This is a genomic window from Pseudomonas jilinensis (assembly GCF_003586265.1).
Lineage (GTDB): Bacteria > Pseudomonadota > Gammaproteobacteria > Pseudomonadales > Pseudomonadaceae > Halopseudomonas > Halopseudomonas phragmitis.
Window position 1 is genome coordinate 83,819 of sequence record NZ_QJSA01000014.1, and the last position, 15,594, is coordinate 99,412.

Genomic DNA, 15,594 nt, shown 5'->3' on the forward strand with positions numbered 1-15,594 from the left:
GACTCCCAGGCGGCTCAAGACTCCCGAGCTTCCGAGCAAAAGCTGCGCGCTGTTACTCCACTGTCACCGACTTGGCCAGGTTACGCGGCTTGTCCACGTCGGTGCCCTTGACCAGGGCCACGTGGTAACTGAGCAACTGCAACGGAATGGTGTACAACACCGGTGAGATGCAGTCCTCCACCCAGGGCAAGGTATAGGTCACGCTGTTGCTGTCGTCGTGGTGCTCCACGGTTTCACAGGCGAAGGTAATCAACTGACCACCGCGCGCGCGCACCTCTTCCAGATTGGACTTGAGCTTTTCCAGCAGACTGTCGCTGGGCGCCACGCTAACCACCGGCATGTCCTCATCTACCAGCGCCAACGGGCCGTGTTTGAGTTCACCTGCGGCGTAGGCTTCGGCGTGAATATAGGAAATTTCCTTGAGTTTGAGCGCCCCTTCCATGGCAATCGGATAATGCGGGCCACGGCCAAGGAACAGCGCATGATGCTTGTTGGCGAACCGCTCAGCCAGCGCAGTGATCTGCGGCTCCAGCCCCAGCGCCTGCAATACCAGGCCCGGCAGGCTGCGCAGCGCAGCAACATTGCGCGCCACCAATGCTGCATCCCCACCACGCACCTGCACCAGCGCCGTGGTCAACCACAGCAGCGCCACCAACTGAGTAGTAAAGGCCTTGGTTGAGGCCACGCCAATTTCCGGGCCAGCATGGGTCAACAGCCGCCAGTCAGCCTCGCGCACCAGTGAGCTGCCGGCCACGTTGCAGATCGCCAGAGTAGCCAGATAGCCCTGATCCTTGGCATAGCGCAGCGCCGCCAGGGTGTCGGCGGTTTCTCCCGACTGGGAGATGGTGATCAGCAGCGTACCGTCAGGCACGACAACAGTGCGGTAGCGGTACTCACTGGCCACCTCGACCTGACAGGGAATCCCGGCCTGCTCCTCAATCCAGTACCGCGCCACCAGGCCCGCATGATAGCTGGTGCCACAGGCAACGATGTGAATGTTACGGATCTCGCCCAGGCGGGTTTCCGCTTCCGGGCCCAGCACAGCAGTCAGCACATGATCATCGCCCAGAGTGCCTGCCAGAGTGTCACTGATGGCATCGGGCTGTTCGAAGATCTCCTTGAGCATGTAATGCCGGTACTCGCCCTTTTCCAGGCTGTGCGCGGCATGTTCATAACGCTTGACCGGGCGCTCAGCGACCTGATGATCACGACTCCAGATATCGCAGCCGGTGCGGGTGATACGGGCGTAGTCGCCCTCTTCCAGATAACGGAAGCGGTCAGTGACCTGCAACAGCGCCAGCGGGTCAGACGCCAGATAATGCTCGTCGCTGCCCTCACCAATCACCAATGGGCTGCCGGCACGGGCGCAGTACAGAGTTTCCGGCTGGTCCTGGTGAATGATCGCCAAGGCGTAAGCACCATGAATATCGCCCAGGGTCGCGCGGAAGGCTTCAAGCAAGTCTTTCTTTTCACCGTAATAGTGCGCCAGCAGGTGCGCTACCACTTCAGTGTCAGTTTCCGAGGTGAAGCTGTAACCCAAGTCGATCAAACGCTTGCGCAGCGGTGCATGGTTTTCAATGATGCCGTTATGGACAATCGCCAGACGCTGCGACAGGTGCGGGTGAGCATTGTGTTCGGCCGGTTTGCCGTGAGTAGCCCAACGGGTGTGGGCAATCCCCAGATGACCGCCAGCCGGCGCGGCCTCCAATGCCTTTTCCAGCTCGATCACCTTGCCTACCGCACGTACCCGCTGAATGCTCCCGTCGCTGGCCAGAACCGCCACGCCAGCTGAGTCATAGCCGCGATATTCCAGCCGGCGCAGCCCCTCAAGCAGGATGGGGGTGATATTGCGCTGAGCAATGGCGCCAACGATTCCACACATGATGATGTCCTTGATGCAACGGGCAAAGAAAGTCGGAGTTTAACACGAGCGTCGCAAGGCATATGCCCCCTGCGCGCCCGAGTGGTTAGCTGCGGTAGCCTTGCGGATTCTGCGACTGCCAGCGCCAGGTGTCGGCACACATTTGCTCAACTCCCTGCTTGGCCTGCCAGCCCAGTTCGGCTTCGGCGCGTGAAGGATCGGCGTAATAACTGGCCACATCACCAGGACGGCGGTCGACCAGCTCATAGGGCAAGGCCTTGCCGCAGGCCTGCTCAAAGGCACGCAGCATATCCAGCACCGAACAGCCCTGCCCGGTCCCCAGATTGAAAGCCCGAACACCCTGCCCCTTGGCCAGCCACTCCAGCGCCCGCACATGCCCACTGGCCAGATCCATGACATGGATGTAATCTCGCACGCCGGTACCATCGGGCGTCGGGTAGTCCGAGCCGAATACCTGCAGCGCCGCACGCAGCCCCACCGCTACCTGAGCAATATAGGGCATGAGATTGTTGGGAATACCACTGGGATCTTCACCGATCAGGCCGCTGGGGTGAGCACCAACCGGGTTGAAGTAACGCAGCAGGGCAATATTCCAGCCCGGCTCGGAACGCTGCAAATCCTTGAGCAGTTCCTCGATCATCAGCTTCGAGCGGCCATAGGGGTTGGTCGCACTGGTAGGCATATCCTCACGCAGCGGTAGCTCGGTAGGGTCGCCGTACACCGTAGCCGAAGAACTGAACACCAGATTGCGCACCCCGGCCCGCTGCATAGCCTCACACAGGGTCAGGGTCCCAGCGACGTTATTGTGGTAATAACGCAGCGGCTGCTGCACCGACTCGCCCACCGCCTTGAGCCCGGCAAAGTGAATGACAGCTTCGATCGCGTGTTCGGCAAACAGCCGCGCCAGCAGCTCAGCATCCAGAATATCGCCTTCCACCAGGGTCAACGGCTTGCCGCTGATCTGCTCGACCCGGCGCAGCGCCTCAGGGCTGCTGTTGCTGAAGTTATCAAGCACCAATACCTCATACCCCGAAGCCTGCAGCTCGATACAGGTATGCGAGCCGATATAGCCAGCCCCACCAGTGACCAGAATGGTCTTACCCATTGCTCAACTCCCCTGCCCCGGGTTTACCGCCCAGTGCGGTCAAAGACTTCAATTAACACGCACAGGTTACACTCACCAGGGATGAACTGCACAACCCAGGCACACTGCATCCCGGCAGGAGCGGCCTACGACCGCGAAAGCAAACTCAAAGGCGACGGATAGCCGCCAGCAGCACTTCGGTCTTTGCCTCCATCAACGCCTGATCTGCCCGGCTCTCGACGTTCAGGCGGATCACCGGCTCGGTATTGGACGCGCGCAGGTTGAAGCGCCAGTCGGCAAAGGCCACGCTGACACCGTCGGTATAATCCACATCCTCGGCGCCAGCGGCGAACTGGCGTTCGATCTCCCGCAACACCGCAGGCGCATCGGACACCTTCAGGTTGATCTCACCGGATGAGGGGTAAGCGGCAATCCGTTCATCGACCAGCGCCGACAACGGCTTGCCCTTGCGGCACATCAGTTCGGCCACCAGCAGCCAGGGGATCATGCCGCTGTCACAGTAGGCGAAATCACGGAAATAGTGATGCGCACTCATCTCGCCACCGTAGGCCGCATCTTCCTTGCGCATCCGCTCCTTGATAAAAGCGTGCCCAGCCTTGGTCTGCACCGGCACCCCACCGTTGGCCTGCACCTGCTCCACGGTATTCCAGACCAGCCGCGGGTCATGGATGATCCGCGCGCCCGGCTCCTTCTGCAGAAACGCCTCGGCCAGCAGACCGACGATGTAATACCCCTCGATAAAACGGCCCTGCTCATCGAACAGGAAGCAGCGATCAAAGTCGCCATCCCAGGCAATGCCCATATCAGCCTTGTGCGCCAGCACCGCATCCCGGGTCACCGCCCGGTTTTCCACCAGCAGCGGATTGGGAATGCCATTGGGGAAGCTGCCATCAGGCTCATGGCAGATCTTGATGAATTCAACCGGCACGCCCAAGCGCTTGAATGCTGCCTCGATGGCATCCAGAGCTGGCCCAGCAGCGCCATTACCGGCATTGACCACCAGCTTCAGCGGCTTGAACGCGGCTGGATCGATATAGCCCAACAGGTGCTCGACAAAGGCCGCTCGGGTATCCACCTGCTGATAACTACCACGTGCCGCTTCCGGCACCGAGGGGTCGCGGCCATCGACCAGATTGATCTGCATCTGCTCGGCCATGGCCCGGATGTCGGCCAGGCCGGTGTCGGCAGAAATCGGCCGCGAACCCTCGCGCACCAGTTTGAAGCCGTTGTAGTCGATCGGATTGTGCGAGGCCGTAACCTCGATACCGCCATCCACCCCCAGGTGGAAGGTGGCGAAATAAACTTCCTCGGTGCCGGTCAGCCCCAGATCCAGCACCTCGACGCCTTCGTCGCGCAGGCCATTGGCCAATGCCGCCTTAAGGGCTGGCGAGGTTTCCCGCACGTCGCCACCCAGCACAATACGCTTGGGCGACAGGAACCGGGCAAATGCCCGGCCAATGCGATAGGCGATGTCATCATTCAGCTCCGTGCCAAGCTGACCACGGATGTCGTATGCCTTGAAACAGGTCAAAGTGGTCATGTGATCTCCATATAAAAAGCCAATAGGTTTTACTTGGTCATCACGAGTGGCGTAGCTGCGTGGTGATCCATACGCACTCTGGATTGCCACGTCGCTACGCTCCTCGCAATGACGCGAAAATGGGCCACCACGTCGCCGCACCCTGCAATGACGTGAAAATGAGCCGCTAAATCACCGCACCCTGCAATGACGTAAAAGACGCGCCCCAAGCACTCGCATCAACGAGCCCCCCTCTCCGTCATCACGAGCGGCGCAGCCGCGTGGTGATCCATGCGCACCCTGGATTGCCACGTCGCTGCGCTCCTCGCAATGACGCGAAAATGGCCGCCACATCACCGCACTGACGATCAAGGAGCACAGATAAAGTCGGGCTGGTTTATTTATGATTGCCCTGAATAAACGCCAGCAACCCTTCGGTAGAAGCATCGCTGCGTTCGGTGACAGCTGCGCCGCGCAAACGCTCAAGAGTCTGCACGGCAATGCGCTTGCCCATTTCCACCCCCCACTGATCGAAGGGGTTGATATCCCACAGTACCGATTGCACAAACACTTTGTGCTCGTACAACGCAATCAGCATACCAAGAGTGTACGGCGTTAGCTCATCCAGCAACAGGGTCGAACTGGGCTGGTTGCCGCGATAACGCTGATAGGCCGGCAACGCTTCCGGATCATCCAACGCCCCATCTCCCAACGCCAACAGGCGCGACTGGGCCAGACAATTGGCCAGCGCCAGTTCATGCTGGGCCAGAAGCTCACGCGCAGCCACGCTGTGGGCCTGCTCACGGTAACGCCGGGCCGGCATGATGAAATCGCAGGCCACCGCCTCGGTCCCCTGATGCAGCAACTGGTAAAACGCATGCTGGGCATTCGGACCCACGTCGCCCCAGATAATCGGGCAAGTTGAATGCTCAACCGGCGTACCGTCGCGCCGCACGCTCTTGCCGTTGGACTCCATCTCCAACTGTTCCAGATACAGCGGCAACTGTTTGAGCCGGCCATCGTAGGGCAACACCGCCAGCGCGTTGATACCCAGCACATTAACGTTCCAGACCCCGATCAGAGCCATCAGCACCGGCACATTCTGCGCCCAGTCGGCCTGACGGAAATGCTCATCCACCGCATGGGCGCCCGCCAGCAAGTCGCGAAAACCCTGCATGCCCACCGTCAAGGCAATCGGCAGACCAATCGCCGACCAGAACGAATAACGTCCACCGACCCAATCCCAGATCTGCAGTTGGTTGTCTGGCGCAATTCCCCATTCGGTCATCTTGCCAGCAGCCGAAGATACCCCAAGAAAATGACAATCCAACAACCCGGCACAATCGCCCAACGAGCGCTCCAGCCACTGCCTGGCCGTCGCAGCATTACTAAGCGTGTCCACCGTGGTAAAGGATTTGGACGAAATCACAAACAGCGTCGCGTGCGGGTCCAGGGTGCGCAGCAACTGGGCCAACTGACTGCCATCCATGGTCGATGCGAAATGCATGCGCAGCGGCGCAGCCGTATCAGCAGCAAAGTCTGCCAACGCCTCAGACACCATCAGCGGCCCCAGGTCAGAGCCACCCACACCGATATTGACCACATCGGTGATAACCTCACCGGTCGCTCCACGCCATTGCCCGGCATGAATCTTGGACACCAGCACGTCCATCCGCTCAAGCTGGGCCTGCACCAGCGCAGTGACATCCTTACCATCAACCAGACAGGTCTTGCCGGTAGGCAGGCGCAATGCCCAGTGCATGGCCGGGCGGCCCTCGGTATGGTTGACCGGCTCACCGGCAAACAGGCGATCGATCCAGCCGCGCAAATCATAGGCCTCAGCCAGCGCAAACAAGTGCTGCAAGGTGTCTTCATTCAAACGCTGCTTGGAAAAATCCAGCAGCAGCGGTCCCAAACGCCGGTGCAAACGCTTGAAGCGCTCCGGATCGGCGGCAAACAACCGGGCCAGGTGCTGACCCTGAATCTGCTGACGGTGCTGCTCAAGCGCCGCCCACTGGGTTTCATTCACTGCTGTCATCAACGCCGTCCAATGCCGTAATAGTCGAACCCATGCTCACGGACAAAATCCGGGTCCCAGATGTTGCGCCCATCCAGCAGCAATGGTGCTTTCATGCTATGGGCCAGACGCGGGAAATCCGGGCTCCAGTAAGCCTTCCATTCAGTCAGCAGCACCAGTGCATCGGCCTGTTCGGCAGCGCTGTAGGGGTCATCATGCAGAATCAGATCGGCACGCTCACCGGCCCAGCTATGCAACTCGGGCAAGGCTTGCGGGTCATGCACATGCACCTGCACACCCTGCGCCCAGAGCGCCTCAAGCATGCGCAACGAAGGCGCGTTGTCGATCCGCCCGGTTTCCGGCTTGAATGCCACACCCCAGATCGCCACCCGACGGCCCTTGAGATGAGTGCCATAATGGCGCCACAGCTTGCGAAACAGCACCTCTTTCTGGCGCTCGTTGATCCGCAACACCTGATCGAGCAACTGGGCCTGCATACCGCTGACCTCAAGGGTCGAAGCCAGGCTCATCACATCGCGGGAAAATTTCAAACCACCAAAGCCACAGCCCGGATACAGATAGGCCTCGCCGATCCGCGAGTCCGCCCCCATACCCAAACGCACCCGTTCGATATCCACACCCAAGGTATCTGCCAGATTGGCCATATCGTTCATATAGCTCAAACGGGTCGCCAGCATGCCGCTGATCGCCAGCTTGGTGAACTCCGCCTCACGCGGGCGCATCACCTGCACCACATCGCGGCGGCGATTGAACGGCCGCAGCAGTTCCATCACCTGACGTCTGGCCCACTCTGAATCAGCGCCCAGCAGCCACTGCTCGGCCCGCAGAAAGCCCTGCAGCGCCGCACCTTCGGTCAGCAGGTCCGGCAAGCTGATCACTTCATGGTGCGCACCAGCAGCAAACTGGTACTGATCAAGGGTAGCCTGCAAAGTCTCGGTCGAGCCAACCGGAAAGGTCGACTGATTAACTACCAGCCAGTCGCCCTGCACCTGCGCAGCCAAACGCCGCAACAAGGCATGGGCCTGTTCAACCCGATTGGGCGCTTTGGCCAACCACAGCACCTGCCCCACCGCTGCCGGCAACTGTTGCGCATCGCCTAGCCGCAAGCGCCCAGACGCAATCTGCTCAGCCATCAATTCCATCAGCCCCGGCTCACGCCAAGGCAAATGCCCAGCCTGCAACGCCGCCAACTGCTGGGCATCGCTCACGAACAGCGTCACCGCATGCCCGCTCGAAGCCAGCGCCGCAGCCGCCACATGGGCGCACAGAGTGTCGCCGTATACGTCGATATGCATGTACAGGCTCTTATTAATATTGGCGAATCAACGCCTTGAACGCCTCACCCAGTTGCGCGTGGGCCGTGCCGTAGGCCAGCGTGGCCTCCAGGTAGCCGAGCTTGCTGCCGCAATCAAAGGAGCGGGCCTGAAGCTGATAGGCTTCAACCGTCTGTTCGGCCAGCAGTGCTTCGATGGCATCGGTCAACTGAATCTCGCCACCAGCCCCTGGCTGGGTCTGATCAAGCAGGTCGAAGATACGCGCCGGCAATACATAGCGCCCGACCACCGCCAGGTTGGACGGAGCCTGATCACGCGGCGGCTTTTCCACCACCCGCTGCATCGCCGCCATACCGCCCGGCTGAATCGGCTGACCGCCAAGGTCAACCACCCCGTACTGGTGCACCTGCTCCATTGGCACCGGCTCAACCATGATCTGGGCATGCCCGGTCTGGTTGAAGCGTTCGGTCATTTGCGCCAGGTCTGGAGTACTGCCCTGCTTCACCAACACATCCGGCAGCAACACCGCAAAGGGCGCATCACCCACCACCGGGCGGGCGCAGGCAACCGCATGGCCCAGCCCCAGGGCACGGCCCTGACGTACGGCCGACACCTTGAGCTGTGGCGGCGCAATGCTGCGCAATACCTCCAGCAGCTCATGCTTGCCACGACGCTCCAGCTCGGCTTCCAGCTCGTAATTAATATCGAAGTGATCCTCGATCGCCTTCTTGCTGGCATGGGTCACCAACACGATCTCGGTAATCCCTGCCGCCAGCGCCTCTTCCACCACATACTGGATCACTGGCTTGTCGACCACCGTGACCATCTCTTTGGGGATGGCCTTGCTAGCCGGCAAAAAACGAGTACCCAGCCCGGCAACGGGCAACACCGCCTTGGAAACTTTCACAGAAACTCAAACTCCTAACCAGACTCAGTTGAGTCTTTCCAGTCTTCAACTATTTCAGCCGCCTAATACCCAGCGGGGAAGCCAACCTCAAAGCGGGCCGCCAGTTTTGCCAACCTCTTGTCGAGAGTCCATAAACGGCAAGCAGGCGTAATCAATGCGGAAGCCAGCAGCGATATGTCCACCCAACCACAGCCCAGACCAAACAGTTGCTCCCTGTCGATCAAAGCCATGACCTCGTCATTTGTCGCCGTAACTGCAGGCTCCAGCTGAGAGAGTGCGGTAAAAGTTTGCTGGCGCGATGGTGGCGTTCCACAAGCCAACTCACCAATTACCATCGAATGTGTCAGCACCCGATCCTGCAGCAACAGACTAACCAAGCTCTCGTTAGCCCTCTTGAAATGCGACACCCAGACGGAGGTATCAACCAGAACATTCACTCACTGTCACCCGCCGCTCGCCTACGCGGTATCGTCTTCATCTCTGGGGCTGTACCACCAAGAGCGGCCAAGCGCTTAGCCGCCTGAACACGCACAAAAGTACGCATGGCCTCACGGACCAGGTCGACGTTACTCACGTCCGGTCCCGCGAACGCCAAAGCCTGCTGATATAGCTCATCATCAATGGACACTGTTGTACGCATCGGCATTCTCCAATCATCAATACCATCACCAGCTTGCATCACAATTGATGATCAAGCAACCCTGCTTTAAGGGTACACCGTTACCCCAACCCGTTGGATATGTGCCAGAAAATCAGGATTTTCGATATGGTGCATCAAGACCAGATCAAGACTATAGGGCGCCACCAATTCATCCAACGTAGCCGCCAATTTCAGGTAATCAGCAAACGCCAGAGAAGGCGCATCCAGGCACAAATCAATATCCGAATTCGGGCGATGAGTGCCCAAGGCACGGGAACCAAACAGCACCGCCCGGCGCACAGCCGGACAAGACGCCAGCACATCCCGCACAGGCCCCAGCAGATTTGCTGGTAAAGATGAAACCGAATCAGCCGTTGTCACGCTGCTTCACCAAAGTAACCAGCAGCGCTTTCAGCAACGGGTGGTAGGTATTGAGAATTTCACCCGCGATCAAGCGAGCGGTTTCGCGATTGTAGGTATGGGAAGTCAACGTCCGGCTCTTGATCATGGCCATCCACGACGGCCCCTCAGCAATCAATCCTCGCTCGAATGCCAACCGGATAGCATCGCGGCTCCCTTGAATCCCGCCCTCACCCTGATACAGATAAAAATCCTTGATCGTATTCCAGGCCAACTCATAGGTATATTCGAACGCCTTAATCAAGCCCTGTTCTTCCAGCTTGGAAAGGCTGCGCTCATTATTCAACGCCACGGCCTCATCCAGTTCTTTGAAGGCCGCCTGAAAGTTCTGCAACCGCTGGTGCCAGCGAATATCCTGTGCCTGACTCATTGCTTTCAACCTATTCCCGACTATCCACAATCATAACAGAGCGAATCACAGCACCAACTTCCAGGTACCAAATCCTCCCCCCTACACCTCACGCTTCTTGTGCAGGTGAATCCAGTCAACGATTTCACCCTCGGGCCGGTAGCCGTCCACCAGTTCACGCAGCAGTTGGCGCACGGCGGTAAAATCCTCCCGCTCCACGGCGTTCATCAACCGGCCCAGTCCGGCCTGCAGCTCAGCCCAGTTCAGACAATCCTCGTTGGCGCGCATGATCATTGGGTGTTCGGTCATCGTTACATTGTCGCCAATCAGCAGCTCTTCATAGAGCTTTTCACCCGGGCGCAGGCCAGTGAACTCAATGGCGATATCGCCTTTGGGCGTTTTGCGATTACGTACAGACAAGCCCGACAGATGAATCATCTTCTCGGCCAGGTCGAGAATCTTTACCGGCTGGCCCATATCCAGCACAAACACATCCCCGCCCTGGCCCATGGAACCGGCCTGAATCACCAACTGCGCCGCCTCGGGAATGGTCATGAAATAGCGGGTAATCTTCGGATGGGTCACCGTCACCGGCCCACCCTGGCGAATCTGCTCACGGAAACGCGGAATCACCGACCCGGAAGAGCCCAGCACATTGCCAAAACGCACCATGGTGAAACGGGTACGGTTGACCTGATGTGCGCCAGAGGTATCGCCCATCAGTACCGGGCCTGGCTCCTGGCTGAGTGCCTGCAACACCATCTCGGCCAAACGCTTGGTGCTACCCATTACATTGGTTGGCCGCACCGCCTTGTCAGTGGAGATCAGCACAAAGTTCTGCACCCCGGTGCGAATCGCCGCCTGCGCGGTATTGAGAGTACCCATCACATTGTTGAGCACCCCTTCGGCAATATTGTGCTCCACCAATGGCACATGCTTGTAAGCAGCCGCGTGGTAGACGGTATTGACCCTCCAGGTCCGCATGACCTCCACAAGACGGCTGGCGTTGCGAATCGAGCCCAGAACCGGAATCAGCTCAACAGGCCAGGACTCACGCTCAATCCGACTGAGCAACTCGCTGTGAATGCTGTAAAGATTGTATTCGCTGTGCTCAAACAGAATCAGCGTACGCGGCTTCAACTCAATGATTTGCCGGCACAGCTCAGCCCCAATCGAACCGCCAGATCCGGTCACCATCACCGACTGATCAACCACGCACTGCTCACTCAAGGCTGCGATTGGCGGCACCGGGTCACGGCCCAGCAAGTCAGCAATATCCACTTCCTGCAAATCATCGACCTGAACCTTGCCACTGGCCAGATCCGTCACGCTGGGTACCGAACGAACCTGAACGGGGAAGCCTTCCAGGCTTTCGAGGATTTCGCGACGGCGCGCCCGACTTTCGGACGGTATAGCCAAAAGCACCTCCTCAACCCCCGTCTCCTCAATCATGTCTTGAATACGATTAGGGGAGTACACCTTGATACCTGCAATCACACGATTGGCAATGATTTCATCATCATCAACAAAGGCAACCGGCAACATTGACTTACCCATCCGCAGAGCCGCCACCAGTTGATTCCCCGCAGTGCCTGCACCATAAATAGCCACCTTGGGCAAGTTCTCATCACGCTTGGCAAAGGGCAAGCCACCCAAGCTATGCCAGTCGCCGAGAAAGTACTGACGCATCACCAGGCGCAAGCCGCCCAGCATGACCAGACTTATCCACCAGTAGTTAATCACCAACGAGCGGGGAATAACGACTGGCGACTCACGGTACCAATAAATGGCCAATGCCAGCAGCAGGGTAGACAGGCTGATTGCCTTGAGCATGGTCAACAGCGCCTGGTTGCCCATATAGCGCAACACCGCCCGGTACATGCCCATGCGAATAAAGATGGGAATGGAAAGCAAAGGAGTGGCAATAAACAACCACAGATGCCCTCCCAAAGGATGCACCAGCTCATCCGTACCAAGGCGCACCACAAAAGCCAGCCACAAAGCCAACCATATAAGCGCAGTATCAGCAGCAATCTGCAACAGCCGTTTATAGCGGCGACGCATACCCAACAGTTTTTCACGGATCATTTCGAACGCCCTCTGTATCGCAGAACCTCAAGCCCAGAGGTGGCTTATCCGCACTCACTATCACATTAGTTCAAGCTTGGCGGCGGGGTCTGGCATTTCTTTATATTGTTTACGACATGCACTCAGGCTTTACAGTTTCAGCACAGCCAGCGTTAAAGCGCAGAGCCAACCCCATCAACGGGAGATAGGCGACAATCAGCGCAAGTACTCCATCAACCCACTGCAACGCCGCAGCTACAGCCCAAGGCAGCAACCAAAGCAGGTTTATAGCCAACACCGAGAGGGTCACAACCCGATGGCTGGCATATTCACGAGCGGCAAACTGATAGGCATGGCTGCGGTGCGCCTCAAAAACCCTTTCGCGCCGGAGCAGGCGATGCAGCAGAGTCCAGGTCGCGTCGACGACAAACACCCCGAGCATGATCAGCCAACTCCAAAGCAACACCGGGTCAACCCAGGCTGCATGCAGCGTCAACCCACCCAGCATCAGCCCCAGAAAGCCACTACCGGCATCACCCATGAAGATTCTTGCCGGAGGGAAATTCCAGAACAAAAAACCGCCCACCGCTGCTGCCAGCAGCGTAGGGGCTAAAGCAAGCACCGGCTGGTCGAGCAAAAAATAAATCGCCGCGCCGCCCATACACACGGTTATCGCCTCGACACTGGCGATACCATCAATACCATCCATAAAATTGTACAGATTCAGCAGCCACACCAGAAACAGCGCGGCCAGCGCATAACCCAGCCCCCCCAGTTCAAGCACATGCCCCAGCAACACCAACGGCGGCAGCTCCGGCAACCAGTACAGCAGCCAGCATGCACCCAGAAAGTGCGCCAGCAGCCGCCAACGCGCAGCAATGTGGCGGTGATCGTCAACAAAGCCAACAATCGCAACCCAGGCGCCAGCCCCCCAGAGCGCAATGACCATGGCCCCAGCCATAACGCCAAGCCACTCCATCAACGGTAAAACAAGCAAAAAACTGACCACGATTGCCACACCGCCTCCGCGAGGGGTGGGTATCTGATGCGAGCTGCGAGCATTGGGCACATCCACCAGACTGCGGACCAATGCATAACGCCGCAAACGAGCGGTAAGCCAGCCAGCCAACGCAATAACCATCACCAGCAAGACCAGAAGACTCATTTTTTTATATTATCCAGATAGCTCTGAGCGACCACGGCCAATGCATCATCCACCGGCACAGGAGGCTCCCAGTTCAGCAATTCGCAGGTTTTTCTCATATCAACCTGGAGTGAACCACAAAGACGTGATGCTACATCCTGCTTGCCCAGCAATGAGGCTCCCCAGCACAACAACGTGGGAGGTACAGGTAACAGTCGAGCGGGCTTACCTAACGCGCTACCCAAACGCCGAAGCAGCTCGGTTGTCGACAAATCCTCGCCATCACTGACCAGAAAAACCTGATTGGCCGCCGCCGGATGATCAACACAGGTCACCAAAAGGTCAACCAGGTTATCCCGCGCCACCAGGCTACGCAGATTATTCGTAGCCCCCAACGGCAAAGGTATTCCCCTGCTCAACCAGTTCAGCATCCGTTCAAAATTGGCCTTTACCCCCGGCCCGTAAACCAACGGCGGGCGCACAATTACGATCTCCAGCCCAGTTTCACGCCCCAGAGCCAGCAACCCCTGCTCAGCCTCCCACTTGGACTGAGCGTAGGGATCACATGGGTTGGGCTTATCTTGGGCCGTGAATGGCTGCCCTGGCGGGGAGTATTCACCGTTAACCTTGATCGAACTGACAAACACAAAGCGCCTGACCCCAGCACTGGCCGCCTGCCGTGCAAGCGCCAGAGTCGCTTCAACGTTGACAGCGCGAAACGCCTGCAAAGAATCGGAGACAGACTCGTGCATCACATGCACACGGGCCGCGCAGTGCACAACAACGTCCACGTCCTGCACAGCCGCTGACCAGTCAAAGTCAACAGAACTGGCCAGATCTGGAATCGGAAAATACTCTGCCGCTGGCGGCAGGCTCAGAGATTGCCGTGCAGCGCAGCGCAGCTTAGAGCCGTCAGCCAACAACCGCATGGCCAATGCCCGGCCGACAAGACCGCTACCACCAGTAAGCAAAATCTTCATGATTGATTCGGCCCGGCAAGCAGGCTACGAATATCAGCAACCATATCTCGCATGATCAGTGCACGCGAAAAACGCCCCACAAACCCGCTACGATCACTGTGCTCCAGTTTGAGTTGCTCCAACCCCACCACAGCCCCATCCACATCCAGCGGAGCAAACACAGCCACGTTACTTAACTCATGCTGAATGAACTCAGCTGCATAGCCGCTGACACCCGCCAGAATCGGCTTGCCCGTCGCCGCATACTCAAACAGCTTGGACGGTAAAACTCGACGAAACGCCGGTAAGTCGTTCAAATGCAGAAACAGTACATCAGCATCCAGGTAATTCTGCCTCAACGATGCTCTGGCCACCGGCGGCAACAAACTTACTGTACTTATCTGATTTACCTGCAAAGCGTTGCGCAACGCCTCTAGTCGCCCACCATCGCCAATAACCTTGAAGCTCACACCAGAACCAAGACGTCGAGCCAGTTCAGGTAGAACAAGATGCAAGCCCTGACCTTCTCCAACATTCCCTGCATATAGAATGTTAAGACGACTGCCCGTCGTTACAGAAGCCTTACCGTTACTACCCAGCTCATCTGCTGCATAGTCAAATAACGAATCAACACCGTTTGGAAAGAAACTGAACGAGCGCCCTGGGTAACGGGCTTCGAAATAGGAAGCGAACCCCCTGGAAACCAAATTGACCTTATCTGCCCGCCCAATAGCCCAGCGCTCCAGACGATCCAGCACTGCAAGCACCGGGCGCCACAATTTACCAGGGTATAGATAACTCAGGGTTTCAACGAAGATATCGCGGATATCCAGATACAGCGCCGCCCGCTGGCGCTTGGCAATCCATGCCCCAAGCACCGCCGTCATCAGCCGTGAAGAAGTAGCGACCACCAGTTGATAGTCCTGGCCGCGCGCCAACCGACAGGCCTTGAACATGAAAACCAGCATCATCAGAGCCTGCCCGAGCAGGCCTGTGCGGATCTGTGGCAAGCTCACTCGGTGCAACCGCACCCCGGCTGGCAATACCGACTGATCATCATCAGGTCGCCAAGAACCATAGCGCGACGGCTCACCAGTAATCACATCCAGCGTATAGCCATCAGACTGGGCAGCCAGCTCATTGACAAGAGCCTGCGCACGAAAGGAGCCGGCACTCAGATCCGGCGGATAATACAGACTCAACATCAGCACTTTAGCCGTTGGCATAGGCACGGCTCTCACTTATCGACACAAGAACCGCCCGACAGCAACCTAGCAGGGTTTTCAATTA

Annotated in this window: 14 protein-coding genes; all 14 read right to left on the minus strand. The window is 58.2% G+C overall.

Going from position 1 to position 15,594, the window contains the following annotated elements:
- Positions 1-52 precede the first annotated feature (52 nt).
- The gene (gene glmS, locus C2846_RS15210; RefSeq protein WP_080050167.1) at positions 53-1,882 is read right to left on the minus strand and encodes a glutamine--fructose-6-phosphate transaminase (isomerizing); all 1,830 of its coding nucleotides are present in this window, start codon (positions 1,880-1,882) and stop codon (positions 53-55) included.
- Between the two features lie 85 nt (positions 1,883-1,967).
- Positions 1,968-2,987: a UDP-glucose 4-epimerase GalE gene (gene galE, locus C2846_RS15215; RefSeq protein ID WP_119701849.1), complete on the minus strand. Its 1,020-nt coding sequence runs from the start codon at positions 2,985-2,987 to the stop codon at positions 1,968-1,970.
- Positions 2,988-3,132: 145 nt separating this feature from the next.
- Positions 3,133-4,527 carry a phosphohexomutase domain-containing protein gene (locus C2846_RS15220; protein ID WP_119701850.1) on the minus strand — a complete coding sequence of 465 codons (1,395 nt, stop codon included), beginning with the start codon at positions 4,525-4,527 and terminating at the stop codon, positions 3,133-3,135.
- Positions 4,528-4,903: 376 nt separating this feature from the next.
- A complete protein-coding gene (gene pgi / locus C2846_RS15225) occupies positions 4,904-6,544 on the minus strand; it encodes a glucose-6-phosphate isomerase (protein ID WP_119701851.1) in 1,641 nt (546 codons plus the stop codon).
- Positions 6,544-7,839, minus strand: a complete 1,296-nt coding sequence (locus C2846_RS15230) for a UDP-glucose dehydrogenase family protein (protein ID WP_119701852.1) — start codon at positions 7,837-7,839, stop codon at positions 6,544-6,546. Before C2846_RS15230 ends, pgi begins: the two co-directional genes overlap by 1 nt.
- 13 nt (positions 7,840-7,852) lie before the next feature.
- Positions 7,853-8,725, minus strand: coding sequence for a UTP--glucose-1-phosphate uridylyltransferase GalU (gene galU / locus C2846_RS15235; protein ID WP_119701853.1), 873 nt, complete (start codon positions 8,723-8,725; stop codon positions 7,853-7,855).
- 62 nt (positions 8,726-8,787) lie between these two features.
- Positions 8,788-9,162, minus strand: a complete 375-nt coding sequence (locus C2846_RS15240; RefSeq protein ID WP_080050159.1) for a PIN domain-containing protein — start codon at positions 9,160-9,162, stop codon at positions 8,788-8,790.
- Entirely contained in the window at positions 9,159-9,404 is a 246-nt protein-coding gene (locus C2846_RS15245; RefSeq protein WP_338067876.1) for a type II toxin-antitoxin system VapB family antitoxin, read from the minus strand. Before C2846_RS15245 ends, C2846_RS15240 begins: the two co-directional genes overlap by 4 nt.
- 27 nt (positions 9,405-9,431) lie before the next feature.
- Positions 9,432-9,746 carry a nucleotidyltransferase domain-containing protein gene (locus C2846_RS15250; RefSeq protein ID WP_080050157.1) on the minus strand — a complete coding sequence of 105 codons (315 nt, stop codon included), beginning with the start codon at positions 9,744-9,746 and terminating at the stop codon, positions 9,432-9,434.
- A complete protein-coding gene (locus C2846_RS15255) occupies positions 9,733-10,155 on the minus strand; it encodes a nucleotidyltransferase substrate binding protein (RefSeq protein ID WP_119701854.1) in 423 nt (140 codons plus the stop codon). Before C2846_RS15255 ends, C2846_RS15250 begins: the two co-directional genes overlap by 14 nt.
- Positions 10,156-10,236: 81 nt before the next feature.
- Positions 10,237-12,222: a polysaccharide biosynthesis protein gene (locus C2846_RS15260; RefSeq protein WP_119701855.1), complete on the minus strand. Its 1,986-nt coding sequence runs from the start codon at positions 12,220-12,222 to the stop codon at positions 10,237-10,239.
- 109 nt (positions 12,223-12,331) lie between these two features.
- On the minus strand, positions 12,332-13,366 hold the full coding sequence (locus C2846_RS15265) for an MraY family glycosyltransferase (protein ID WP_119701856.1): 1,035 nt from the start codon (positions 13,364-13,366) through the stop codon (positions 12,332-12,334).
- A complete protein-coding gene (locus C2846_RS15270; RefSeq protein ID WP_119701857.1) occupies positions 13,363-14,325 on the minus strand; it encodes a UDP-glucose 4-epimerase family protein in 963 nt (320 codons plus the stop codon). Before C2846_RS15270 ends, C2846_RS15265 begins: the two co-directional genes overlap by 4 nt.
- Positions 14,322-15,530, minus strand: coding sequence for a glycosyltransferase family 4 protein (locus C2846_RS15275; RefSeq protein ID WP_119701858.1), 1,209 nt, complete (start codon positions 15,528-15,530; stop codon positions 14,322-14,324). The genes C2846_RS15270 and C2846_RS15275 overlap by 4 nt, the downstream gene beginning before the upstream one ends.
- Between the last annotated feature and the right edge of the window lie 64 nt (positions 15,531-15,594).